This is a genomic window from Amycolatopsis stemonae (assembly GCF_054781455.1).
The window spans coordinates 42721-66035 of the sequence record NZ_BAAGUJ010000005.1; the positions used below are offsets into that span (position 1 = coordinate 42721).

Consider the following 23315-nt stretch of genomic DNA (forward strand, 5'->3'; position numbering starts at 1 on the left):
TCATGAGCAAGGTGGTGCTGGTGACCGGCGCGTCCCGCGGAATCGGCCGGGCGGTCGCCCTGGCGTTCGCCGGAGAGGGCGCGCGGCTCGTGCTCGCGGCTCGCTCGGCCGATCGGCTGGGCGAAGTGGAGAAGGAGGTGCTGGCGCTCGGGGCCGACGCGCTGTCGGTGCAGACCGACGTGTCCGAGCCGGGGCAGGTCGCGGCGCTGGTCGACGCGGCGGTGCGCCGGTTCGGCCGCATCGACGTGCTGGTCAACAACGCCGGCGTCGGCAAGGTCGGCGAAGCCGCCGCCGGCACGTTCGCCGAAGACCTGCGGTCGACCCAGCGCGCGAGCCTGTTCGGGATGATCAGCGTGACGCAGCAGGTGCTCCCGGTCCTCCGGCGGCAGGGGGCGGGAACGATCGTGAACATGTCCTCGGTCATGGGGCGCAAGGCTTTCGCCCGGTTCGGCGCCTACGCGATCGTCATGCACGCGGTGTCCGCGTTCTCCGACGCCCTGCGCCAGGAGGTGGCCGCCGACGGCATCCGGGTCTCGGTGATCCACCCCGCGCTGACCGCCACCGACCTGTTGCGGGACACCGACGTCGCCGAGATGCCGCCGCCGTTCCGCCACATGACGCCCCTGTCGCCGGACGACGTCGCGAAGTCCGTGGTGGCCGCGGTCCGGCACGGGAGGCGCCGGGTGGTCCTTCCGCGGACGGCGAACATGCTGCTGCTGGGCGAGGCCCTGTCACCGCGCCTGGGTGACCTGGTCGCCACCGCGCTCACGAAACGGCGCATCGCCGCGCTGCTCCGGATGAACCGCGGCAAGACCTACCACGAAACGATTTCCGTCCCCTCGGCGTGAAGCCGGGTTCAGCCGGCGGGCACCAGCAGCCGCGCGGCTTCGCGGAACGACGCCACCAGCGGGTTCGGGTCCCGAGTCCGAGACGCCACCACGACCCGGCACGGCTCGAAGCCCTCGACCGGAATCGCCGTCACGTCCTCGCGCAGCCGGAGACGGTGGTCACCGGCGGGCAGGACCGCCACGGCGCTGCCCGACGCCACGAGTTCCAGCTTGTCCTCGAAGCTGTCGTCCGGCGCGGGGGGCGGCGAGCCGTCCTTCGGGGTGCTCCACAGCGTCGGCGTCACCGCGCACGCCACCAGCTCCTCGTCGCCCAGGTCGTCCACCGAGACGACTTCCTTGCCCGCCAAGCGGTGCGTGGCCGGGACCAGCAGCACGCGCGACTCCTCGTACAGCGGGGTCACCGTGGCCGCGAACGGCAGCGGGTCGCGAGCGACCAGGGCGTCGACCCGGCCGTCGGGCAGGGCGCGGGTGTCGTGCCAGCGCAGCAGCCTGGTCCGGATGCGGGCGTCGGGGTGGCGGTGGCGCAGCGCCTGCACGGCCGGGGTGATGACCAGGCCCTCGACGTAGCCGAGGGTGATCTCCCGCGGCGGGTCGGCGGCGCGGGCGACCGTCACGGCGTCTTCGGCCGCTTCGAGGACGGCGTGGGCACGCGGCAGGAACGCCGCGCCGGCCGCCGTGAGGACGGTGCCCTGCGGCGTGCGCGCGAACAGCCGCACGCCGAGCTGGTGCTCCAGCCGCTGGATCTGGCGGCTCAGCGACGGCTGGGCGAGGTGCAGGGCCGCGGCGGCGCGGCCGATGTTGCCGTGCTCCGCCACGACCGTGAAGTACCGGACCAGCCGCAGGTCGAGATCCACCCTTCGAGCGTACGCCGCCATGCACCGGCGGTATGGCGGCATGCGGAACGGGCCTTGGACGCCGCGGCGGGCCCGGCAGTTGACTCGGGGTATGAACGCTTACGAAGGAAAGAACGTCGTGATCACCGGCGGCAGCAGCGGGCTCGGCCTGGCGACCGCGGAACTGCTGGCGACCCGCGGCGCACGGGTGCTGATCACCGGACGGGACAAGGAAAAGCTCGAGTCCGCGCGCCGTCGGCTGGGGGCGCGTGCGACGGCCGTGCGCAGCGACTCCGCGGCCATGGCCGACGTCGAGGAGCTGGCGCGGGTGGTCCGCGCCGAGTTCGGCGCGGTGGACGCGCTGTTCGTCAACGCGGGCGTGACCGCGTTCGCGCCGTTCGAGTCGATGCCGGAAGCGCGGTACGACGAACTGTTCGCCGTGAACACCAAGGGGCCGTACTTCACCGTGCAGAAACTGGCGCCGCTGCTGCGCGAGGGCGCCGGTGTCGTGCTCACGACGTCGGTGGCCAACGTCAAGGGCCTCGACCTGATCAGCGCCTACGCCGCGACCAAGGCCGCGCTGCGGTCGATGACCCGGTCCCTGGCGCGGGAACTGCTGCCCCGCCGGGTCCGCGTCAACGCCGTCAGCCCGGGCCCGATCGCCACCGGCATCCTCGACGCGACGATGCCGCCGGACGCCGCCGAACAGACCAAGGCCGCGATGATCGCGCAGAACCCGATGGGGCGCTTCGGCGAGCCGGCCGAGGTCGCGGCCACGGTGGCCTACCTCGCGTTCGAGGCGACGTTCACCACCGGCGCCGAGATCCCCGTGGACGGCGGTGCCGCCCAGCTGTGACCGGCTCACCGCCGCAGTGAGTCGGAGCTGGGACAGGAGCACCGCGTGGGAGGCGCCCCGGGCCCGGGGGTACAGGTCCTGCCGCACGCGGAACTCCACCTGGATGTCGTCGGCGGATTCGCCCTGGTCGGGCGCGAAGGCGGCGACGTAGACCAGCGCCTTGACGTTCTTGCCGTCGCGGACGACAACGGCGTCGATCTCGGTGGTCTTCATCCCGGAGGCAGATCCCGCCCGAGCCCGCGGTTACGTCGGCGTGGGTGTCGCCGCGGTCGTGGACCCGGTGTCCTCCTCCGAGAGGGTTCTGCCACGCCTTCACCGTCGGTCCGCCGGACACCCGTGCGCCCCGGGGGAGTCCCTGGTGCCGGGTCGGCCAGGGGTTCTCACGGGCGCGATCCGCGCGTGGACCCGGCCACGCTGACGGGCGTACCGGATTCCCCCGTGAAAGGCAGGGTGCGCCATGACCGCGCTCGAGCAGCAGGCCGACCGTGCGATCCGACCGTTCTCCGTCCACTTCCGCCGCGAGGCGCTCGACCAGCTGCGCCGTCGCCTGGAGGCGACGCGCTGGCCGACCCCCGAACTGGTCGGCGACCGCTCGCAGGGGGTGCAGCTGGCCACCATGCGAGCGCTGCACCGCTACTGGACCGACGAATACGACTTCCGGCGCGTCGAGTCGCGGCTCAACGCGCTGCCGCAGTTCACGACCGAGATCGACGGCGTGAAGATCCACTTCGTGCACGTCGAGTCCCGGCACCCGGACGCGCTGCCGCTGATCATGACCCACGGCTGGCCGGGGTCGGTCGTCGAGGTGCTCGACTCCGTCGGCCCGCTGACCGATCCGACCGCGCACGGCGGCACCGCGGCGGACGCGTTCCACCTCGTGCTGCCGTCCCTGCCCGGGTACGGCTTCTCGGCGGAGCCGGCCGAGGTCGGCTGGGACCTCGTGCGCACCGCCCGGGCGTGGGCCGAGCTCATGCGCCGGCTCGGCTACGACCGCTACGTGGCCCAGGGCGGCGACGTCGGGGCCGGTGTCACCGACGCGATCGGACGGCTGGGCCCGCAAGGGCTGGCCGGCATCCACACCAACCTGCTCGTGCCCGCGCTCAACGACCCTTCGGCCTTGCCGGACAACACCGAGGAGGAACGCGCGGCGCTCGCCGCGATCAAGGAGTTCCAGACCACCGGCAACGGCTACTTCGTGGAAATGGCCACCCGGCCGCAGACCATCGGGTACGCGCTGCTGGACTCACCGTCCGCGCTCGCCGCCTGGATGGTCGACCACGACACCGACGCCTACTACAAGATCGCCGGCGCGTTCGTCGACGGCAAGCCGTCCGGCAACCTCACCCGCGACCACCTGCTCGACAACATCACGGCCTACTGGCTGACCGGCACGGGCGCGTCCACCGCCCGCAGCTATTGGGAGGCCTACGGGGCCGACGCGCCCGCCGCGGGCCGCCCGCCCCTGCCGGCGCCGCGGGTTCCGGTCGGCTTCAGCACGTTCCCCGGCGAGATCTGGCGGACTCCGCGCAGCTGGGCCGAAGTCGCGTACCCCACGCTCGACTACTTCGGGGTCGCCGCGCGGGGCGGGCACTTCGCCGCCTGGGAAGAGCCGGAGCTGTTCGCGGCCGAGCTGCGAGCCGCGTTCCGGGCACTGCGTTAGGTGGGCGGATCCATGTTCAGACCCACCAGACGGCAGGTGCTGCGTGGCGGAATCGCCGTGGCGATGGCGAGTGCGCTCGGCGAAGCCCCGGCGGCCGCGGCGCAGACCGGGATCCGTCCGTTCCGGGTCGCGGTCCCGACCCGGCAGCTGGCCGATCTTCGCGACCGGGTCGCCGCGACGCGCTGGCCGTCACGCGAGCTCGTCGCCGACCGCACGCAGGGCGTGCAACTGGCGGCCGCGCGGGCACTCGCCCGCTTCTGGACCACCCGCTACGACTGGCGCCGCTTCGAAGCGAAGATCAACGCGCTCCCGCAGTTCACGACCGAGATCGACGGCGTCGACGTCCACTTCGTCCACGTGCGCTCACGGCACCCCGGAGCGCTGCCGCTCGTCATGACCCACGGCTGGCCGGGCTCGGTCGTGGAGCTGCTCGAGACCGTCGGCCCGCTGACGAATCCGACCGCGTACGGCGGCACCGCCGCCGATGCGTTCCACGTCGTGCTGCCGTCGATCCCCGGCTACGGCTTCTCCGCCCAGCCGGCCGGGCTCGGCTGGGACACGGGCCGGACCGCGCGGGCCTGGGCCGAGCTGATGCGCCGGCTCGGCTACACCCGTTACGTCGCCCAGGGCGGCGACGTCGGCGCCGCCGTCACCGACGGTTTGGGTCGGCTGGCCCCCGCCGGGCTCCTCGGCATCCACCTGAACCTGCTGGTCACGGCCTTGCGCAACTCCGCAGGCCTGCCGAAGAACACCGAGGAGGAGAAGGCCGCGGCCGCCGCGCTCAAGGTCTTCGGCACCACCGGCAACGGCTACCTCGTCGAGCAGTCCACCCGGCCGGAAACGATCGGCTACGCACTGCTGGATTCCCCGGTCGCCCTGGCGGCGTGGATGCTCGACCACGACACCGACAGCTATCTCAAGATCGCCCGCGTCTTCCTGGGTGACGCGCCGTCGGGCAACCTCACCCGGGAGCACGTCCTCGACAACATCACGCTGTATTGGCTCACCGGCACGGGTGTCTCGGCCGCCCGCGGGTACTGGGAAGGCGCTCACGCCGACAGAGGCCAGCCGCCGCCGGTGTCCGTGCCGGTCGCCTTCAGCGCGTTCCCGGGCGAGATCTTCCGGGCGCCGCGCAGCTGGGCGCAGACCTCGTACCCGACGCTGTCCTACTACCACCAGCCGGACCGGGGCGGGCACTTCGCCGCGTGGGAGGAGCCCGGCCTGTTCACCGCCGAGCTCCGCGCCGCCTTCCGCGCGCTGCGCTGAGCGGAACCAACCGTGCTGGGCCGGGCCAGGGACATCCCGGACCCGGCCTGGCACGGATCGGGATCAGGAAGACTTTCCGATCTCGAAGTCGCCGCGGTCGGCGCGCTCGCGGATGCCGCGCCAGAATTCGAGGGCCGCGTACTCCATGCCCAGCCCGAGTTCCAGGGTGATCATCCGGCCGGCGACCTCTTCGATGTGGCCGAAGCGGCGCTGCATCTCCTCGTACTCGGCGATCCGGCGCTCGTGCTGCTCGACCTGTCCCTTCGCGAGCTGGGCCACGTCGTCGGGTCCGGCCAGCTCGCTGAAGAAGAGCTTGATTTCCGCCACGTCGCGCAGCTCGAAGTGCTCGTTGACCGGCTCGGCCATCCAGCCGCGCAGGACCTTCCGGCCGGCTTCGGTGATCGAGAACGTCTTGCGCCTGCGCCCCGAGTCCTCTTCGTCGAGCTCCAGCAGGCCGGCTTCCTGGAGCCGCTTGGGTTCCGAGTACAGCTGCGCGTGCGGGAAGTTCCAGAAGTAGCCCACGGACCGGCCGATCGCGCGCTTGAGGTCGTAGGACGTGGAAGGGCCGCGCAGCGCGATCATGCCGAGCACCACGTACGACGTCGTCGACAACCGAACCGTTGACATGCTCCGGATCGTATCGTAGGTTCGCAACCATCCGAAACAGATGGTCGGTCTCGTACCATCGAGTGCGCACTGTCGCGTTGGAGGAACGGTCATGGATCTGGGCACGGTTCTGCGCTGGACGGCGGAGCGTTATCCCCGGCGCCGCGCGGTGGGTGGCGCGAACCCCATGACCTACGCCGAATGGGACGCGCACACCGACCGCCTGGCCTGGGCCTTCGCCGCGCTCGGCGTCCGGCCCCGCGACCGGGTGGTCCTCTCGCTGGCCGGCGGGCAACCCCTGGCCAGCCTGCACCTGGCCGCGCAGAAGCTCGGCGCCGTCTCGGTGCCGCTGTCGTACCGGTTCGCGCCGCCCGAACTCGCCTACTGCATCGCCGACGCCCTGCCCGCCCTGGTGGTCACGGACGCTTCGACCGCGGCTCTCGCCGACGAAGCGATGGCCGACCTGCCCCCGGTGCCCCGGATCGCCTCCGGGCCGACGGACGAGGACACCATCGAACGCCTGGCGCTGCGACAGACGGGCGGCGCCCCGGACGTCCGGGTGTCCGACCAGGACATCAGCGTGATGCTCTACACCTCCGGCACCACCGGGAAACCGAAGGGCGTGCCGCGCACGCACTCCGCCGAGCACCACGCGGCGCTCGCGCACCTGATCCAAAGTGGACAGTCCCGGTTCGACGCCACCCTGGGCGTGATGCCGCTGTTCCACACCATGGGGCTGCGCACCCTGCTGGCCACCCTGGTCGGCGCGGGAACCTGGGTGCCGCAGGTGAAGTTCGACGCGGACGAAGCCCTGGACCTGATCACCGCGGAGGGGATCGGCTCGCTGTACCTGGTGCCGACGATCTACTGGTCGCTGGTGCGCACCGGCCGGCTCGCCGAGGCGCGGACCGTGCGCCGGCTGGCCTACGCCGGCTCGTCGATGACCCCGGCGCTGGCCGAGCAGCTCGCCGGTGCGCTGGAACCGGAGTCCTTCGTCAACCACTTCGGCAGCACCGAGATCTACACCTTCACCATCGGCCCGGACGTGCTCGCGAAGCCGGGATCGGCGGGCCGCGCCGGGATCTTCTCGCGGGTGCGGCTGGTGGACCCGGACCCCGCCGCGCCGCCGGACGCCGAAGTGGCACCGGGGGAGCAGGGCCAGATCGCCATCTCGATGGCCAGCCCCGAGGCGTTCGCCGGGTACTGGCACCGGGCGGACGCCAACACGAAGTCCATCCGTGACGGCTGGTACTTCCCCGGCGACCTGGCCAGCGCCGACGAGGACGGGGACCTCTGGGTCGCCGGCCGGGTCGACGACATGATCAACTCCGGCGGCGAAAACATCTACCCCGACGAGATCGAGGACGCGCTGATCCGCTGCGCGGCCGTGCGCGAGGTGGTCGTGGTCGGCATGGCCGACGACCGGTGGGGCCAGGCCGCCACCGCGTTCTTCGTCCCGGGTGACGGCATGACGCCCGAGCACGCGACGGAGGTGCTCGAGGTCTTCGTCCGCGAACAGTCCGGGCTGCCGTCGTTGAAGCGCCCCAAGCGGATCGTGGCCGTCGACACCATCCCCAAGTCCGGCGTGGGCAAGATCCTGCGCCGCGAACTGAGCTCCGGGAACTACCGCGCGCTGTTCGACAGCGCCGCAGAAGCAGGCAGGTGAACCGCATGACCGCAGTCTCCGCAAAGCCGGCCAGGAGGACGGCGCGGATCGAGGACCCCGCGCTGCTCACCGGCCGCGGCCGGTTCCTGGACGACATGGACCCGTTGCCGGGCACGCTGACCGCCGCGGTGGTGCGCAGCCCGCACCCGCACGCCCGGATCCGCGGCGTCGACCTCGAGCGGGCCCGCCGGCACCCCGGGGTCGCCGCGGTGATCGGCCCCGAGGAGGTCAAGGCGGCCCTGCGCCCGTTCCCGCTGGCGCTCAAGGCACCCATGCCGTACTACCCGACGGCCACGGACAAGGTGCGCTTCGTCGGCGAGCCGGTGGCGGTCGTCGTCGCCAACGACCGGTACCTGGCCGAGGACGCGGCGGAACTCGTCGAGGTCGACTACGAGCCGCTGCCGCCGGTGGTCGACGTGGAGAAGGCGCTGCTGCCGGACGCGCCGCGGCTGCACGAGGACGCCGACGGCAACGTCGCGACCGACCGGACCTTCACCTTCGGCGACGTGGACGACGTGTTCGCCAAGGCGGATCACGTGGTCAAGGGCAAGTACGACTTCCCGCGCTACTCCTCGACGCCGATGGAGTGCTACTCGGTCGTCGCCGAGTGGCAGGACGAAGGCGACGGCCCGGCCATCCAGGCGTGGGCCAACTTCCACGGCCCGTTCTCCATGGTCGCGGTGCTGGCCGGGGCCTTCGGCCTCCCCGCGTCGCGGATCCGGCTGATGATCCCGGCCGACAACGGCGGCAGCTTCGGCATCAAGGCGGGCATCTACCCCTACGTCGCGCTGATGGCGCTGGCGAGCAAGCACGCGGGCCGTCCGGTGCGCTGGACCGAGGACCGCATCGAGCACCTGCTGGCCAGCTCCGCCGGTTCCGACCGGGCCATGTGGTTCGAGGCCGCCGTCTCGAACGACGGCACGGTGCAGGCGCTGCGCGCCGACTTGGTGGACAACGTGGGCGCGTACCTGCGTCCGCCGGAACCCAGCACGCTCTACCGCTGCTTCGGCAATATCACCGGCGCCTACAAGATCGACGCCGTCGAGATCCGCTCGCGCGCCGTGGTGACGAACAAGACGCCCACCGGGCTCAACCGCGGCTTCGGCGGCCAGCAGCTGTACTTCGGCCTGGAACGGCTGATGGACAAGGTCGCCGAGACGTGCGGCCTCGATCCGATCGAGCTGCGCAAGCGGAACTTCGTGCGGCACGAGGACTTCCCGTACGCCACCCCGACCGGCGGCATCTACGACTCCGGCGACTACCACCGCGCCCTCGACATGGTCGTGAAGAACGCGGACTACCAGGCCCTGCGCGAAAAGCAGCGGGAAGCGCGGGCGCGGGGCGAGTACCTCGGCCTCGGCGTGGCGACCATCGTGGACCCGTCCGCGACCAACATCGGTTACGTCGGCCTGGCCACCCCGGCCGAGCAGCGGGCGTCCGGGCGCGGCAAGTCCGGCTCCACCGAGCACGTCCGGATCAGCGTGGACCCCAGCGGGCAGGTGTCGGTGCTGCTGGGCACCGTGCCGCAGGGCCAGGGCCACGCCACCGTCGCGCAGGAGGTGGTCGCCGACCAGCTCGGCCTGCCGCTGGAGCAGGTGCGCCCGATCGTCGAAATGGACACCGCCACCACCCCGTGGACGATCAGTTCGGGCAGCTACTCCTCGCGTTTCGCGCCGCTGCTGACCAGCGCGCTCGTCGAGGCCGCGGAGAAGCTCGCCGAGACCGTCAAGATCGCCGGCGCCACGCTGCTCGGCGTCGCGGCCGAGGAGGTGGAACTGGCCGAGGGCCACGTCCGGCTGCGCGGCGAACCGGGCCGGGCGGTCCCGTTCAAGCACGCGGCCGGGCTGGTGCACTGGGATCCCGGCGCGCTGCCGGAAGGCACTTCCGCGCGGCTGTACGAGGAGGCCGCGTTCACCCCGCCGCAGTCGAAGGCGGCCAGCCGCTCGGACCAGATCAACTCGAGCCTGTGCTACGGCTTCGTCGCCGAGCTGGCCGTCGTCCGGATCGACCCGGAGACCCGCGAAGTGAAGCTCGAGCAGGTGGTCACCGTGCACGACGCCGGCACGATCCTCAACCCGACGCTGCTCGAAGGCCAGGTGCACGGCGCCCTCGCGCACGCGCTGGGCGGCGCGCTGTTCGAGGAGATGCGCTACACCGACGCCGGGCAGCCCACCGCCACCTTCATGGACTACCTGTGCCCGACCACCGCCGAAACCACGTTCGAGCTGAACAGCGACCACCTGGAAACGCCGTCGCCGCTGACCCGGCTCGGCGCGAAGGGCTGCGGCGAAGGCAGCTGCATGAGCCTGCCGGTCGCGATCGCCAACGCGGTCGCGGACGCACTCGCCCCGGCCGGTGTGGACATCACCAGCCTGCCCCTGCACGGAAACGTGCTCCACGAGCTGCTGACCGGCAGCACCACGGAAAGGAACCACTGACGATGGCACTCACCGGAGGCGAGATCCGGCTCGACCGCGGCCACGACGGCCGGGTCGCCTACCTGACCCTCGACCACGGCAAGTACAACATCATCACCTGGGAGACCCGCCAGGTGATGGCCGACCGGTTCGCCGAGATCGACGCCGACGACGAGATCAAGGTCGTCGTCATCCAGGGCGAAGGCGAGCACTTCTCCTCGGGCGGCGACATCGCCGGGTTCATGGAGGTCGACCCGGTCGACTTCACCGACCTCGGCCAGAACGTCACCGCCCCGGCGCGCAGCCCCAAGCCGGTGATCACCGCGGTCGACGGCTACTGCTTCGGCGTCGGGCTCGAACTCGCGCTGTCCACCGACATCCGGGTGGCCACCAAGCGCGCCGAGTTCGCGCTGCCCGAGATGCGGCTGGGCATGATCCCGGGCTCCGGCGGCACGCAGCGCCTCGCCCGGCTGATCGGCCTGTCCCGCGCGAAGTACCACGTGATGACCGCGTCGCGGATCAACGCGCAGCAGGCCGGCGACTGGGGGCTGGTGGCGAACGTGGTCGAGGACCGCGCCGCCCTGGACGCCGAGGTGGAGCGGATCGTGGGCGTGCTGCTCGGGTTCTCCCCGCTGGCCGCCCGCACCGCCAAGGAGGTGCTCGACAAGGGCGTGGACGCGCCGCTGTACTCCGGGATCGAGCTGGAGCGCAAGGCGTACGCGATGCTGCGCTCCAGCAACGACTTCGCCGAGGGCGTCGCCGCGTTCACCGGCAAGCGCGCGCCGAAGTTCCAGGGCCGGTGAGCTGACACCATGAAAGCCGCACCATTCGCCTACGTCCGGCCGTCGAGTCTGCAAGACGCGATCGCCGAACTCGCGAGCACGGGCGGCGGCGGCAAGGTCATCGCGGGTGGGCAGTCGCTGGTCCCGGTGCTGGCCATGCGGCTCGCCCGCCCGGAAACCCTGGTGGACATCACTTCCGTGCCGGAACTCGACCACGTCGGCGTCGCGGGCGGGCACCTCGAGATCGGCGCCACGGTGCGCCAGCGGCGGATCGAGCGCGACCCGGTGAGCGCCGCGATTCCCTTGCTGGGCATGGCGTTGCCGTGGGTCGGGCACCGGGAGCTGCGCAGCCGGGGCACCGTGTGCGGCAGCCTCGCGCACGCCGACCCGGCCGCCGAGCTGCCGGCCGTGGCGTGCTGCCTGAACGCCGAGCTGACCGTGACCGGACCCGGCGGCGCCCGGCGGGTCCCGGCGCGGGAGTTCTTCTCCGGCGCGATGACGACCGCGCTCGGGGCCGACGACATCCTGACCGCGGTGCGGTTCCCGGTTGCGGCGGCGGGCGAAGGGTTCGGGTTCGCGGAGTTCTCCCGCCGGCACGGCGACTTCGCGCTCGCCGGGGACGTCGCCCGGGTCCACGTGCGCGGCGGGGAAACCGACGCGGAGCTGACCGGGTTCGGCGTGTCCGACCGGCCGGTCACCCGCTCGGTCAGTGGTGAGCTGGCCGCCGCGCTGAACGAGAGCGGCGGCGACGTGAGCCGCGCCCTGTCCGGCCCACTCGCCGCGGTGGCCGAGGAGCTGGTCGACACCGAAGGCGACGCCCACGCGTCCCGCGACTACCGCCGCCGGCTGTTCCGCACGCTGGCGGCCCGGGAACTGGGCAAGGCATACGAGCGCGCTCGCAAGAGCGCCGGTGAGGTGGACTCGTGACCGAAGTGGTGGCACAGAACGGGAAACCCCGCGCCGTGAAGGCAGCGGCGGACGACCTCGTCGAGGTCAGGATGACGGTGAACGGCACGCCGGCCGTGCTCAGCCTGCCCGCGCGGGTCACGCTCGCCGACGCGCTGCGGGACCACCTCGGGCTCACCGGCACGCACGTGGGCTGCGAGCACGGCGTGTGCGGGATGTGCACCGTGCTCGTCGACGGGCAGGCGGCCCGGGCCTGCCTGCTCTTCGCGGTCCAGCTCGACGGGGCGGACGTCGTCACCGTCGAGGGCCTCGGCCGGCCGGACGACCTGCACCCGCTGCAGGAGGCGTTCGGCCGCAACCACGCGCTGCAGTGCGGGTTCTGCACGCCGGGCTTCCTGATGAGCTCCTACGACCTGCTCAGCAACCAGCCCGGCGTGACCGAGGAGGAGCTGCCCGAGCAGTTGTCCGGGGTCATCTGCCGGTGCACCGGGTACCGCAACATCCTCACCGCCGTCAACGAAACCCGGGAAGCGCACCCCGACGGCATCCCCGCCCCGGGCAACTGCGCGCACCGCGCGCTCGTCGGCCGGGCCACCGGCCAGGCGGGGGGCAGCACCGACGGCCGCGAGGTCACCGAGGTCACCGAAGACACCCGCCGGATCGACATCGTGCTGCCGGACGGGGACCCGACGATCGCCGTCGACATCGAGACCGAGATCGGCGTGCCGGCCGACGCGGTGTGGCGCGTGTTCGACGACATCTCGCTGCTGGCCCGCTGCCTGCCCGGCGCGGAGCTCACCGAAGACCTGGGCGACGACCACTACGCCGGCCGCGCGCGCGTGTCGGTGGGCCCGATCAAGCTCGCCTTCAAGGGGGTCGCGCACGTCGTCGAGCACGACCGCGCCGGCCAGCGCCTGCGTGTGCTCGCGCAGGGCCAGGACACCGGTGGCGCGCAGACCCAGGCCGACATCGTGCTGCGCACCGAAGCCACGGCCACCGGCACCGCGATGCGGGCCGAGGCCAAGGTGTACCTCACCGGCCGCATCGCGCAGTTCGGCCGGGCGCTGGCCGGGGACGTGAGCCGGCGCATGTTCGAGCAGTTCGCGGACGCCCTGCGCGAAGCCGCGACGTCCGGGCAGGCACCCACCGGCCCGGTCAAGGCGCCGAGCGCGCTGAAACTCCTGTTCGCCCCGCTGTTCGCCCGGATCCGGGCCGCGCTGCGCCGCAAGTCCCGCTGATCCCTGTCCCTGTCCCGTGAGGGGAAAACCTTGACACCCGATATCGCACCACGGTCAAAGTCGCCTCGTGCCGCGGTATTCGCTTCCGTCGCCGGCTGGTCCTTCGACCTGTTCGACCTCTTCCTGCTGCTTTACGTGGCCGGACCGATCAGCAAGACCATCTTCCCGAGCACCAGCCCGACCCTGGGCATCGCCGCGGTGTTCGGCTCGTTCGCGGTCACCGTCGTGATGCGCCCGGCGGGTGCCGCGATCTTCGGCGAGCTCGCCGACCGCAAGGGGCGCAAGTCGACCATGGTGCTCGTGATGGGCGGCGTCGGCGTCACCACGGCCGCGATGGGGCTGGTCCCGTCCCACGCCTCGGTGGGCGTGCTCGCGCCGGTCCTGTTCCTGGCGCTGCGGGTCGCGCAAGGTCTGTTCGTCGGCGGCGTCACCGCGACGACGCACACGCTCGGCACCGAGAGCATCGGCCCGCGCCGTCGTGGCCTGATGAGCGGGTTGATCGGGGCCGGGGGAGCGGGCCTCGGCGCGGCCCTGGCCAGCCTGGCCTACATCGTGGTTTCGGCGATCTTCACCGGTCCCGCGTTCGACCAGTGGGGCTGGCGGGTGTTGTTCTTCTGCGGGCTGCTCAGCGCCCTGCTGAGCCTGTTCGTGCTGCGCAAGGTCGAGGAGTCCCCGGAGTTCGAGGGCACGCGGCGGGCGCCGGTGCCGTTCCGGGAGCTGGTCCGCGGCCGCGGCAAGAAGATCCTCGCGCTGAACATCGCGGTGGCCGCCGGCGGTGGCGCGCAGTACTACCTGACGTCCGGGTACCTGCCCACCCTGCTCAGCGAGGTGGTCCGGATCCCGGCCGGGCAGCGCGGCGCGATCCTGCTGGTCAGCAGCGTCGTGGTGGTCGGCGCGGCGATCGGCGCGGGCGAGCTGAGCGAACGGCTCGGCCGCCGCCGGACCATGCTGGGGTTCGGCCTGGCCAACCTCGTCGCGCTGCCGGTGCTCACCTGGGGCATCGCCGCCGCCGGAAGCGGGCGCGGCGGGGTCGTGGCGGTGCTGTGCGTGCTCATGGTGATGCTGTCCAACGCCGCGTATTCGCCGCTGATGATCTTCCTCAACGAGCGGTACCCGACGGCTTTGCGGGCCCGGGGCACCGCGGTGAGCTGGAACCTCGGCTTCATGCTCGGCGGGCTGATGCCGACCCTGGTGAGCCTGCTCAGCCCGCAGCTGCCGGACGTCCCTTCGCGGCTCGCGCTCTTCCTGGCGGCCGCGGCCCTGGTGTTCGTCGTCGCGGTCCTGGCGAGCCCGGAAACCCGGGGCGCGCTCGATCGCGAGCGCGCCGACGTCACCCGCGTCCCCGGTGCACGGGGCCGATCGACTCCGGGGGACTGACCGGCGCCCGGATGTTCACACCGTCAGGACCAGGAGCGATCCCGCCCGACTCGGCAGAATGCGAATTCACGCTGGGCCGAAAGGCCGTCACGTCGAGCAGGAGGGAACCGCGCCATGGCCGAGCCGCGAGGTCACGCCGACCCGTCCGTCCGGACGCACCGGGATGCCCGTCTCCCCGTACGGATCCCCCGGGACCTGTGGGTGTGTACCTACCGGGTCCGCCGGGACGTCACCGTGCTGCAGGTGGGGGGTGAGGTGGACGTCGTCGGCCTCGCCGACCTGCGGACCGCGTTCGGGAGCCTGCTGGGCGTGGGTAACCGCCTCGTGGTCCTGGACTTCGGGCGGATCGGTTTCTTCAGCGCGGGCGGCGTCGGCGTCCTGGAGCACACGCGGCTCACGCTCGAGGACGCCGGAATCCCGATGCGTCTCGCGCGCCCGTCGCGGGCGGTGCTGCGCCCGCTGACCGCGCTCGGCCTGCTGGGCCGGTTCGACATCCACGCCGGCATCGGCCGGGCCATCACGGCGCCGGCCGGCGTGGCTTAGGCGTGCGGCCCGGGGAGGTGGCGATCCAGGCCGATCACCGGCCGGCCGCGATCCCCGGGCTGCACACCTCGCTGCGGAAAGTCAGTACCACCCGGTCGCCCGCGTCCGGGCGGCCGGAATCCGGTACGCCCACTGGGGGGCCCTGCGCTCCCGCCGTGACCGCCGGACCAGGACCAGCAGCCACAGCACGCCGATCAGCGCGATCAGGCCCTGGCCCGTCCAGGTCGTCACCGTGTACACGGTCGTCACGTCCGCGGGCGGTACGACGAGGCCGCGCGGGTCGAACTGCGCCACCTGCCCGGTCAGGAGCAGCGTGATCACCAGCGCGATGGCCGACATCGAGTCCCACAGGGCGTGCAGCAGCGCGACGCCGAGGAACGCCAGCGCCAGGCGCAGGCTCAGCACGAAGTGCTCGCGCGTGCTCCACGCGAACAGCAGCCCGCCCAGGATGGCGGTCCACAACCCGTGCCCGACCGGCGCGAGGAGCCCGCGCAGCAGTTCGGTCGTGACCAGGTCGGTCAGCGGAAGGCCCTGGGCGGTGAACAACGACGTGAGCGCGTACCCCGCGGATTCGAAGGCGGCGAAGCCGAACCCGACCGTCGCGCCGAGGATCATCCCGTCCCGCATGGACTTCACGGCCAGCCCGCGCGTCAGCAGGGCGAGCGCGACCAGCTTGACCGCCTCCTCGATGAGCCCGACCCCCACGTACAGCCACGTCGACGGGTACAGCAGGTAGCTCTCCAGCACCGACGCGCCGAGGACGCCGAGGACGCCGCCGACGAGGAAGGTCCGGAACACCAGCTCGGCGGTGATCTCCCCGGAGTCGCGGCGCTCGAACGCCCACGCCACGAACGTCACCGGCACCAGGAAGCTGCCGAGCAGCACGAGCGTCGGCAGCAGGTTGGGGTTGCCGGTCGCGTAGGTCACGATGACCGACAGCACCCACAGCAGCAGGCCGATCGTGAAGATCTGCAACCAGGCCCGACGGCGGGGACGGCTGGCCGTGGTCATCGGCGCCTCCCGAACCGCTCGCCGCGCCCGGTGGCCGCGGTGTCGACGAACGCGCGGAAGCGCGCGGGGGAGCCGGGTTCGGCGACGCCGTCGAAGCCCTCCGGACAGCGCAGCGCCGCCGACCGCCGCTGTCCGCCGTCGGAATCGACGCGGTACAGGGCGAAGACCTCGGCGAGCGGCTCGTCGTCCAGTTCGTACAGCACCGGTGGCGTCAGGCCGGTCAGCTCCAGCTCACCGCCGGCCGCCGTCAGCCGGTCGCCGCAGCGGCGCAGCAGGCCGAGCAGGTCGTCGCCGGGCCGCTCGACCTGGGAGAGGTCGACGACGAAGTGGCGGGCGCCCGCGTGGACCAGCCCGGCCAGGTACCCCGCGAGGGTGCGTAACCCCGCTGTGCCGACCTGCCCGGCGACCGTGACGACGGCGTAGCGGCCGGGGTGCAGGGTGGAGCTGAGGGTGAGTTCGTGCGGGGCCGCGTGGCCGATCAGCCGGTCCAGTTCCGCGAGCGCGAGGGGTGGTCGGGAAAGCCTGGTGGTCATGGGAGTCCTCCGGGTTGTGCGAGTTCTTGCGCGAGGTGTTCGTGCACCAGCCGGATGGCCATGGCGCCCTCGCCCACCGCCGAGGCCACCCGCTTCACCGAGCCGTGCCGGACGTCGCCGACGGCGAACACACCGGGACTGCTCGTTTCCAGCGGAAACGGCGGCCGCGAGATCCCGGCGTCGGCGAACGCGCCGACGTCGGCGCCGGTGAACACGAAGCCGTCCTCGTCCAGCGCGACGTGGCCGGACAGCCACCGCGTGTGGGGGGTGGCCCCGATGAAGACGAACAGCGCGCGGGCGTCGAGCCGGTGCCGCTCGCCGGTTCGGTTGTCCTCGACCTCGACCCCCGACATCGTCTTGCCGTCCTCGACGACCTCGCGGACTTCGGTGTGCAGGTGGACCTGGATCCGCGGGTGGCGGCTGACCTGGTCGACGAGGTAGCGCGACATGTTCGCGCCGAGATCGCCGCCGCGCACCAGCAGGTGCACCACGGGCGAGGTCTCCGCCAGGAACACCGCGGCCTGGCCCGCGGAGTTGCCGCCGCCGACCACCACGACCGGGTCGGCCCGGCATTGCCGGGCCTCCTGCGGGGTCGCGGCGTAGTAGAGGCACGTGCCTTCGAAGTGCTCGAGTCGCGGGAGCGGCAGGCGCCGGTACCGGGCGCCGCTGGCGATGATCACCGTCCGCGTGACGATTTCGGTGCCGTCGTCGAAGCCCACCACGTACAGCCCGTCCCGCAGGTCGAGCGTGCTGGCCTCGGCCGGGACGGCGACCCGGACGCCGAACTTGTCCGCCTGGATCACCGACCGCTCGGCCAGTTCCGCCCCCGAGATCCCGGACGGGAAGCCGAGGTAGTTCTCGATCCGCGACGTCGTGCCCGCCTGCCCGCCCGCGGCGACCGCGTCGAACGCCGACGTCGCCAGGCCTTCGGAGGCCGCGTAGACGACGGCCGCGAGCCCGCCGGGCCCGGCGCCGACCACGAGCACGTCACGCACGCCCGACTGGGGTTCCTCGTGCCGCAGCCCCACCGCGCACGCCAGTTCGGCGTTGCCCGGGTTGCGCAGCACGCCGGCGCCGGGCAGCACCACCACCGGCGTTTCCTCGACGGTGACGCCGAGCCGGCGCAGCAGCGCCTCGGCCTCGCGGTCCTGGTCGAGGTCGTCCAGCCGGTACGGCAGGCGGTTGCGGGCGACGAACTCCAGCAGCCGCCGGGTGTCCGGCGAGAAGCACGAGCCGACGATCCGCAGCCCGTCGCCGGAGCCGATGATGAGCGCACGGCGGGCGAAGTAGGCGTGCAGGATCAGATCGCCGAAGACCGGGTTGCCGTGGACCAGCCACTTCAGCTCGCCGACCGGGATGACGAGCACTTCGCCGGGTTCCGCGGCGACGGCGGTGAAGAACGACGGCTGCCCTTCGAGCAGGCCCAGCTCGCCGAGGAACCGCCCCGGCCCGTGCACCCGCAGCGTTCTGGTTTCGTCCCCGTCGCGCTGCTGGATGGCGACCTTGCCGCTGAGCACGACGTACCAGTCGGTCGGCTGTTCCCCTTGTGCGTAGAGCACGTCCCCCGGCCGCACCGGCCGGCGTTCGCCCGCGGCCGAGAGCGTCTCGAGCTGCTCGCGGCTCAGCCGGGGGAACGCGCCGTACGGATCCGGGGTCTCGGCGAGGTCCTCCGCCGGGAGTGTCATACGAACGCCTCGTGCACGTAGCACCAGCGCCAGTTCTCCCCGGGCTCGAACGAGCGCACGATGGGATGGCCGATGGCGTGGGCGTGCCGGCTCGCGTGCTTCATCGGCGACGAGTCGCAGCAGCCGACGTGCCCGCAGGTCAGGCACAGCCGCAGGTGCAGCCACGGCGTCCCGGCGGCGAGGCACTCCTCGCAGCCTTGGGGCGTCCGGGGCACCACGTCTCGGACGAGGGCCAGGTGCGGGTCGACGAACGTGGTCATGTGGTCGCCTCCTCCGGCGAGTTCAGGGCTTGGTCGAGCCAGTCGCGCAGGATGGTGTCCGGGGCCGCCCCGGCCTGCCGCCGGACGACCTCGCCGCCGCGGAGCACCAGCAGGGTCGGCACGGCCATGACGTCGAACCGGCGCGCCACTCCCGGCGCCCGGTCGACGTCGACCTTGACGAGTTTCACCTTCCCGGCCCGCGCGCGGGCGAGCCGGTCCAGCGCCGGGCTCACCGACCGGCAGGGGCCGCACCAGGTCGCCCAGAGGTCGACGAGCACCGGGATGTCCGCCTGCTCGGCGACCTGCGCGAAGTTGTCGTCGCCCGCGTCGACCATCCACGGCAGCGGCCGGTGGCAGTTGCCGCACCTGGGCGATCCCTGTGCGGCGACGGGAATCCGGTTGGTCTTCCCGCAGTGTTCGCAGGTGACGGTCACGGTCCTCATGCCGCCTCCTCGTGCCCGTCCCGGAACTCGACGACCAGGTCGCCGCCGGCGGCGTCCACGACGATCTTCAGCCCCTCGGTCAGCTCACCGCGCAGCAGCGCGCGCCCGATCCGCGTCTCGACCTCGTGGGAGATGTAGCGGCGCAACGGCCGGGCGCCGTACACGGGGTCGAACCCGCGCTCGGCGATGAACCGCCGCGCGTTTTCGGTCAGCTCGACCGTGCTGCCCTGCTCGGCCAGCCGGCGGCGCAGCTGGTCGAACTGCAGCTCCACGATCCGCTCGATCTCCGGCAGCCCCAGCGGGGTGAACAACACGGTGTCGTCGAGGCGGTTGAGGAACTCGGGCCGGAAGTGGTGGCGCAGCTCCGCCAGCACCGCCTCCCGGGCTTCCGCCTTGATCTCGCCGGACGAGGTGACCCCGTCGAGCAGGTGCTGCGAGCCGATGTTGGACGTCATGATGATCACGGTGTTGCGGAAGTCGACCAGCCTGCCCTGCGCGTCGGTGATCCGGCCGTCGTCGAGCACCTGCAGCAGCGTGTTGAAGACGTCCGCGTGGGCCTTCTCGATCTCGTCGAACAGCACCACCGAGTACGGCTTGCGCCGCACCGCTTCGGTGAGCTGCCCGCCCTCGTCGTAGCCGACGTAACCGGGTGGCGCGCCGAGCAGCCGGGAGACCGTGTGCCGCTCCTGGTACTCGCTCATGTCGAGCCGGACCATGTTGTCCTCGCTGTCGAACAGCGCCGCGGCGAGGGTCTTCGCCAGCTCCGTCTTCCCGACCCCGGTCGGGCCGAGGAAGAGGAAGGAGCCGATCGGCTTGCGCGGGTCGCGGATCCCCGACCGGGCGCGGATGATCGCGTCGGCGACCAGCCGGACGGCCTCGTCCTGCCCGACGACCCGCTCGTGCAGGATCTCGTCGAGCCGCAGCAGCTTCTCGCGCTCGCCCTCCTGCAGCCGGGAGACCGGGATGCCGGTCCACTGCGAGACGATCTCGGCGATCTCGTCCTCGGTGACGACCTCGCGCAGCAGCCGCTTCTCGCCCTGCTTGCTCGCCAGCCGTTCCTCCTCGCCTTCGAGCTGGCGCTCCAGCTCGCGGATCTCGCCGTAGCGCAGTTCGGCGGCGCGGTTGAGGTCGTAGTTCCGTTCCGCCTCTTCGGCTTCGTGGCGCACTCGCTCCAGTTCGGACCGCAGCTCCTGCACGCGCCGGATCGCCTGGCGTTCGGCGTCCCACTGCGCCTTCTTGGCGTCGGTTTCGGCCCGCAGGTCCGCCAGTTCCCGGCGCAGCTCCTCCAGCCGTGCCTTGCTCGCGTTGTCGTTTTCCTTGGCCAGCGCGGCTTCTTCGATCTCCAGCCGGGTCAGCCGCCGGGTCAGCTCGTCGAGCTCGGCGGGCATCGAGTCGATTTCCGTGCGCAGCCGCGCGCACGCCTCGTCGACGAGGTCGATCGCCTTGTCCGGCAGGAACCGGTCGCTGATGTAGCGGTGCGACAGCACGGCCGCGGCGACGAGCGCACCGTCCTGGATCTTGACGCCGTGGAACACTTCGAGCCGCTCGCGCAGCCCGCGCAGGATGGAGATGGTGTCCTCGACGGCGGGTTCGTCCACCACGACGGGCTGGAACCGCCGTTCCAGCGCGGCGTCCTTCTCGATGTGCTTGCGGTATTCGTCCAGCGTGGTCGCGCCGATCATGTGCAGTTCGCCGCGGGCCAGCATCGGCTTGAGCATGTTGCCCGCGTCCATCGCCCCTTCGGTGGCGCCCGCGCCGACGATCGTGTGCAGCTCGTCGATGAACAGGATGATCCGGCCTTCGGCGGCTTTGACCTCGCCGAGCACGGCCTTGAGCCGTTCCTCGAACTCACCGCGGTACTTCGCCCCGGCCACCAGCGCGCTCATGTCGAGGGAGAAGATCGTCCGGTCCCGCAGGCCTTCCGGCACGTCGCCGCGCACGATCCGCTGCGCGAGCCCTTCCACGATCGCGGTCTTGCCGACTCCGGGATCGCCGATGAGCACGGGGTTGTTCTTCGTCTTGCGCGAGAGGATCTGGACGACGCGGCGGATCTCGGTGTCGCGCCCGATCACCGGGTCCAGCTTGCCGGCACGCCCGTCGGCGACCAGGTCACGGCCGTACTTCTCCAGCGCTTCGTAGGCACCTTCGGGCGTCGCCGACGTGACGCGCTGGTTGCCGCGGACCTTCGTCAGCGCGGTCAGGAACGCGTCGCGCGTCACGCCGTGGTCGCGCAGGATCCGCCCGGCCGCCGACTTCGTCCCTTCCTCGGCCAGGGCCAGGACCAGGTGCTCGACGGAGACGTACTCGTCCTTGAGCCGCCGGGCTTCCCGCTCCGCGGCGTCGAGCAGCCCGGCCAGCCGCCGGGTGACGTAGACCTGCCCCGGCGTGGCGCCGGGCCCGGTCACCTTCGGCCGGCGGCCGAGCTCCGCCTCGACCGCGGCGCGGAGCGCGTCGACGTCCGCGCCGGTCTGCGCCAGCAATCGCGGCACGAGGCCCTCGGGCTGGTCGATCAGCGCGAGCAGCAGGTGCTCGCCGTCGGTTTCGGTGTGGCCGAGGCGCCCGGCGACGCTCTGGGCCTCCTGCAGTGCTTCCTGGGACTTCTGCGTCAGCTTGCTCATGTCCATCGCCGGTGGCTCCTGACTCGGGCTTCGAGGACGTCGATGCGGTCGAGCAGGTCGAGCACCAGCCCGAGCGCGGCGTAGTTGAGGGACAAAGTGGCGCGCAACCGCTGGATCCGGGCCAGTCTGGCCACAGTGGACAGCGGGAAACACGGACGTCCGTTGGCGTCCGGAGTGGACTCCACCAGGCCGAGCGCCGCGAACCGGCGGAGCAGCTCGGGGTGCAGCCCGCTGCGCGCGGCCACGGTCTCGAGGTCGAGCCGGGCCGGGCGGACGAGCACGTACCGCGCCATCAGGTCCTCCTGGGATCGAAGTCGGACACCGCGGCGAGCTCTTCGTACAGCTCGCGTTCGCGCTTGCTCGGGCGTTTCGGCACCATGATCCGGACCTCGGCGTAGAGATCGCCCGGCTTGCCCTTCGGGTTCGGCATGCCCTCGCCGCGCAGCCGCAGCCGCCGCCCGCTGGACGACCCGGCCGTCACGCGCACCTTCACCTCGCCGCCGGGGGTGGTGACCGGGACCGTGGCGCCCAGCGCGGCCTCCGACGGCGTCACCGGGAGCTCGACGTGGATGTCGCGCCCTTCCAGGCGGTACCGGCGATCCGGCCGGATGCGGACGACGAGGTAGAGGTCCCCGGGGGCGGCGTTGCCGGAGCCCTGCCCGCCCTGCCCGGCCAGCCGGATGCGCTGCCCGTCGAGCACCCCCGGCGGGATCTTCACGTCGTATTCGCGATCGCCGCCGATGTTCAGGTGCCGCTGCCCGCCGCGGTAGGCGTCCTCGACGGTCAGCTCGAGCTCGGCCTCCTGGTCCGCGCCCGGGACCGGGCCGCCGCGCCCGCGGCCGCGGAAGAGGCCGCCGAGGAGGTCTTCGATGTCGACGCCTTCGAAGCCCTCGAACCCTTCGAACCCCTCGAAGCCGCTGCCGGAGGTGGCGTAGCGGACCCGGCCGCCGCGCGGTCCGGCACCGGCGCCGGCGCCGGCGCGCTGCTCCCAGTCGTCGGGCACGTGCCGGAAGTCCGCGCCGAACCGGTCGTACTTGCGCCGCTGCTCCGGGTCGGACAGCACCTGGTAGGCCTCGCTGACCTCCTTGAACCGTTCTTCGGCCTTCGGGTCCTTGTTGACGTCCGGGTGGTTCTCGCGGGCGAGTTTCCGGTACGCCCGCTGGATTTCCTCGGTGCCGGCGTCCCGGCCGACCCCGAGCGTGGCGTAGAAGTCCCGTGCCACGCCTGCTCACCCCCGTGGTTTGGCCACGGCGACCGCGGTCGGCCGCAGCTGCCCGCCGCCGGTCCCATAGCCCGGCCGGACCACCCGGGTCACCGTGTTCGGTTCGGTGCCCGGTTCGTCGACGACCGCGACCACCTCGTGCCGGGCCGGATCGAACGGGACACCGCTTTCGTCGTCACGCTCGTACCCGAGGCCGTTCAGCAGCTGCACGGCCTGATCACGGATCGCCAGCACCCCCTGCACGACGGCGGTGGGATCGGCTTCGGCGTGCGCGAGCGCCAGTTCCAGGTTGTCGAGGACGGGGAGGAAGGCCGCCGCGACCCGGGCCCGTTCGGCCGCGCGCTCGGCCCGCAGCTCGGTCGCGTGCCGCTTGCGGAGGTTGTCGGCGTCGGCCATCGCGCGGCGCCAGCGGTCGTCGCAGTCGGCCAGCTTCGCCTCGAGCTCCTGGATCCGTTCGGGCCCCACCGCCGGGACGGGCGTGTCCTGGGGCGCGGACTCCGCGCCCGTCCCGGCGGCGTCCACGGAGGATGTCCCCGACTCCGTGG

General features: G+C 72.2%; 22 protein-coding genes. 11 read left to right on the forward strand and 11 right to left on the reverse strand.

The genetic code is table 11. The features are described from left to right. Positions 1-2 precede the first annotated feature (2 nt). Positions 3-848, forward strand: a complete 846-nt coding sequence (locus ACYVLJ_RS19395) for an SDR family NAD(P)-dependent oxidoreductase (protein ID WP_460439664.1) — start codon at positions 3-5, stop codon at positions 846-848. 8 nt (positions 849-856) lie between these two features. Here the strand turns inward: ACYVLJ_RS19395 and ACYVLJ_RS19400 are convergent, their stop codons facing one another. Beyond that, on the reverse strand, positions 857-1702 hold the full coding sequence (locus ACYVLJ_RS19400; protein WP_460439665.1) for a LysR family transcriptional regulator: 846 nt from the start codon (positions 1700-1702) through the stop codon (positions 857-859). Between the two features lie 91 nt (positions 1703-1793). On the opposite strand from ACYVLJ_RS19400, the gene ACYVLJ_RS19405 reads away from it, so the two are divergent. The 3 genes from ACYVLJ_RS19405 (at position 1794) to ACYVLJ_RS19415 (ending at position 5463) form a co-directional block, all read left to right on the forward strand. Beyond that, positions 1794-2537 (forward strand): SDR family oxidoreductase, encoded by a 744-nt coding sequence (locus ACYVLJ_RS19405; protein ID WP_460439666.1) that lies wholly within the window; start codon positions 1794-1796, stop codon positions 2535-2537. Positions 2538-2994: 457 nt separating this feature from the next. Then, positions 2995-4197: an epoxide hydrolase family protein gene (locus tag ACYVLJ_RS19410; protein ID WP_460439667.1), complete on the forward strand. Its 1203-nt coding sequence runs from the start codon at positions 2995-2997 to the stop codon at positions 4195-4197. 12 nt (positions 4198-4209) lie between these two features. Further along, positions 4210-5463 carry an epoxide hydrolase family protein gene (locus ACYVLJ_RS19415; protein ID WP_460439668.1) on the forward strand — a complete coding sequence of 418 codons (1254 nt, stop codon included), beginning with the start codon at positions 4210-4212 and terminating at the stop codon, positions 5461-5463. 63 nt (positions 5464-5526) lie between these two features. On the opposite strand, the gene ACYVLJ_RS19420 is transcribed toward ACYVLJ_RS19415, so the two are convergent. Next, positions 5527-6090 (reverse strand): PadR family transcriptional regulator, encoded by a 564-nt coding sequence (locus ACYVLJ_RS19420; protein WP_460439669.1) that lies wholly within the window; start codon positions 6088-6090, stop codon positions 5527-5529. Positions 6091-6181: 91 nt separating this feature from the next. Between ACYVLJ_RS19420 and ACYVLJ_RS19425 the strand changes: the two genes are divergently transcribed. From ACYVLJ_RS19425 to ACYVLJ_RS19455, 7 genes are all read left to right on the forward strand, one after another. Next, positions 6182-7735 carry a class I adenylate-forming enzyme family protein gene (locus ACYVLJ_RS19425; RefSeq protein ID WP_460439670.1) on the forward strand — a complete coding sequence of 518 codons (1554 nt, stop codon included), beginning with the start codon at positions 6182-6184 and terminating at the stop codon, positions 7733-7735. Between the two features lie 5 nt (positions 7736-7740). Then, positions 7741-10173 (forward strand): xanthine dehydrogenase family protein molybdopterin-binding subunit, encoded by a 2433-nt coding sequence (locus ACYVLJ_RS19430; RefSeq protein ID WP_460439671.1) that lies wholly within the window; start codon positions 7741-7743, stop codon positions 10171-10173. 2 nt (positions 10174-10175) lie between these two features. Then, positions 10176-10955, forward strand: a complete 780-nt coding sequence (locus ACYVLJ_RS19435) for an enoyl-CoA hydratase/isomerase family protein (RefSeq protein WP_460439672.1) — start codon at positions 10176-10178, stop codon at positions 10953-10955. Positions 10956-10964: 9 nt separating this feature from the next. Continuing rightward, entirely contained in the window at positions 10965-11861 is an 897-nt protein-coding gene (locus ACYVLJ_RS19440) for an FAD binding domain-containing protein (RefSeq protein WP_460439673.1), read from the forward strand. Continuing rightward, the gene (locus ACYVLJ_RS19445; protein WP_460439674.1) at positions 11858-13078 is read left to right on the forward strand and encodes a xanthine dehydrogenase family Fe-S subunit; all 1221 of its coding nucleotides are present in this window, start codon (positions 11858-11860) and stop codon (positions 13076-13078) included. The genes ACYVLJ_RS19440 and ACYVLJ_RS19445 overlap by 4 nt, the downstream gene beginning before the upstream one ends. 135 nt (positions 13079-13213) lie before the next feature. Beyond that, a complete protein-coding gene (locus ACYVLJ_RS19450) occupies positions 13214-14455 on the forward strand; it encodes an MFS transporter (RefSeq protein WP_460439675.1) in 1242 nt (413 codons plus the stop codon). Between the two features lie 201 nt (positions 14456-14656). Then, a complete protein-coding gene (locus ACYVLJ_RS19455; protein ID WP_460439676.1) occupies positions 14657-14998 on the forward strand; it encodes an STAS domain-containing protein in 342 nt (113 codons plus the stop codon). An 81-nt stretch (positions 14999-15079) separates the two neighbouring features. Here ACYVLJ_RS19455 and ACYVLJ_RS19460 read toward each other — a convergent pair whose 3' ends face one another. The 9 genes from ACYVLJ_RS19460 to ACYVLJ_RS19500 are packed head-to-tail and all read right to left on the reverse strand — an operon-like array spanning position 15080 to position 23292. After that, on the reverse strand, positions 15080-16009 hold the full coding sequence (locus ACYVLJ_RS19460; RefSeq protein ID WP_460439677.1) for a PrsW family intramembrane metalloprotease: 930 nt from the start codon (positions 16007-16009) through the stop codon (positions 15080-15082). Continuing rightward, the gene (locus ACYVLJ_RS19465) at positions 16006-16542 is read right to left on the reverse strand and encodes an STAS domain-containing protein (protein ID WP_460439678.1); all 537 of its coding nucleotides are present in this window, start codon (positions 16540-16542) and stop codon (positions 16006-16008) included. The genes ACYVLJ_RS19460 and ACYVLJ_RS19465 overlap by 4 nt, the downstream gene beginning before the upstream one ends. Beyond that, a complete protein-coding gene (locus ACYVLJ_RS19470; RefSeq protein ID WP_460439679.1) occupies positions 16539-18227 on the reverse strand; it encodes an FAD-dependent oxidoreductase in 1689 nt (562 codons plus the stop codon). The genes ACYVLJ_RS19465 and ACYVLJ_RS19470 overlap by 4 nt, the downstream gene beginning before the upstream one ends. Next, positions 18224-18487 (reverse strand): ubiquitin carboxyl-terminal hydrolase 14, encoded by a 264-nt coding sequence (locus ACYVLJ_RS19475; RefSeq protein ID WP_451985571.1) that lies wholly within the window; start codon positions 18485-18487, stop codon positions 18224-18226. Before ACYVLJ_RS19475 ends, ACYVLJ_RS19470 begins: the two co-directional genes overlap by 4 nt. Continuing rightward, the gene (gene trxA / locus ACYVLJ_RS19480) at positions 18484-18930 is read right to left on the reverse strand and encodes a thioredoxin family protein (RefSeq protein ID WP_460439680.1); all 447 of its coding nucleotides are present in this window, start codon (positions 18928-18930) and stop codon (positions 18484-18486) included. Before trxA ends, ACYVLJ_RS19475 begins: the two co-directional genes overlap by 4 nt. After that, positions 18927-21554, reverse strand: a complete 2628-nt coding sequence (gene clpB / locus ACYVLJ_RS19485; protein ID WP_460439681.1) for an ATP-dependent Clp protease ATP-binding subunit — start codon at positions 21552-21554, stop codon at positions 18927-18929. Before clpB ends, trxA begins: the two co-directional genes overlap by 4 nt. Then, entirely contained in the window at positions 21545-21841 is a 297-nt protein-coding gene (locus ACYVLJ_RS19490) for a chaperone modulator CbpM (RefSeq protein ID WP_460439682.1), read from the reverse strand. Before ACYVLJ_RS19490 ends, clpB begins: the two co-directional genes overlap by 10 nt. Beyond that, on the reverse strand, positions 21841-22770 hold the full coding sequence (locus ACYVLJ_RS19495; RefSeq protein ID WP_460439683.1) for a J domain-containing protein: 930 nt from the start codon (positions 22768-22770) through the stop codon (positions 21841-21843). Before ACYVLJ_RS19495 ends, ACYVLJ_RS19490 begins: the two co-directional genes overlap by 1 nt. A gap of 6 nt (positions 22771-22776) precedes the next feature. Then, positions 22777-23292: a nucleotide exchange factor GrpE gene (locus ACYVLJ_RS19500; RefSeq protein ID WP_451985561.1), complete on the reverse strand. Its 516-nt coding sequence runs from the start codon at positions 23290-23292 to the stop codon at positions 22777-22779. Between the last annotated feature and the right edge of the window lie 23 nt (positions 23293-23315).

Bases quoted from the DNA above. Each gene is read 5' to 3' on its own strand.
- ACYVLJ_RS19395 (WP_460439664.1), top strand. From the start codon at position 3: ATGAGCAAGGTGGTGCTGGTGACCGGCGCGTCCCGCGGAATCGGCCGG.
- ACYVLJ_RS19405 (WP_460439666.1), top strand. From the start codon at position 1,794: ATGAACGCTTACGAAGGAAAGAACGTCGTGATCACCGGCGGCAGCAGC.
- ACYVLJ_RS19410 (WP_460439667.1), top strand. From the start codon at position 2,995: ATGACCGCGCTCGAGCAGCAGGCCGACCGTGCGATCCGACCGTTCTCC.
- ACYVLJ_RS19415 (WP_460439668.1), top strand. From the start codon at position 4,210: ATGTTCAGACCCACCAGACGGCAGGTGCTGCGTGGCGGAATCGCCGTG.
- ACYVLJ_RS19420 (WP_460439669.1), bottom strand. From the start codon at position 6,090: ATGTCAACGGTTCGGTTGTCGACGACGTCGTACGTGGTGCTCGGCATG.
- ACYVLJ_RS19425 (WP_460439670.1), top strand. From the start codon at position 6,182: ATGGATCTGGGCACGGTTCTGCGCTGGACGGCGGAGCGTTATCCCCGG.
- ACYVLJ_RS19430 (WP_460439671.1), top strand. From the start codon at position 7,741: ATGACCGCAGTCTCCGCAAAGCCGGCCAGGAGGACGGCGCGGATCGAG.
- ACYVLJ_RS19435 (WP_460439672.1), top strand. From the start codon at position 10,176: ATGGCACTCACCGGAGGCGAGATCCGGCTCGACCGCGGCCACGACGGC.
- ACYVLJ_RS19440 (WP_460439673.1), top strand. From the start codon at position 10,965: ATGAAAGCCGCACCATTCGCCTACGTCCGGCCGTCGAGTCTGCAAGAC.
- ACYVLJ_RS19460 (WP_460439677.1), bottom strand. From the start codon at position 16,009: ATGACCACGGCCAGCCGTCCCCGCCGTCGGGCCTGGTTGCAGATCTTC.
- ACYVLJ_RS19465 (WP_460439678.1), bottom strand. From the start codon at position 16,542: ATGACCACCAGGCTTTCCCGACCACCCCTCGCGCTCGCGGAACTGGAC.
- ACYVLJ_RS19470 (WP_460439679.1), bottom strand. From the start codon at position 18,227: ATGACACTCCCGGCGGAGGACCTCGCCGAGACCCCGGATCCGTACGGC.
- ACYVLJ_RS19475 (WP_451985571.1), bottom strand. From the start codon at position 18,487: ATGACCACGTTCGTCGACCCGCACCTGGCCCTCGTCCGAGACGTGGTG.
- trxA (WP_460439680.1), bottom strand. From the start codon at position 18,930: ATGAGGACCGTGACCGTCACCTGCGAACACTGCGGGAAGACCAACCGG.
- clpB (WP_460439681.1), bottom strand. From the start codon at position 21,554: ATGGACATGAGCAAGCTGACGCAGAAGTCCCAGGAAGCACTGCAGGAG.
- ACYVLJ_RS19490 (WP_460439682.1), bottom strand. From the start codon at position 21,841: ATGGCGCGGTACGTGCTCGTCCGCCCGGCCCGGCTCGACCTCGAGACC.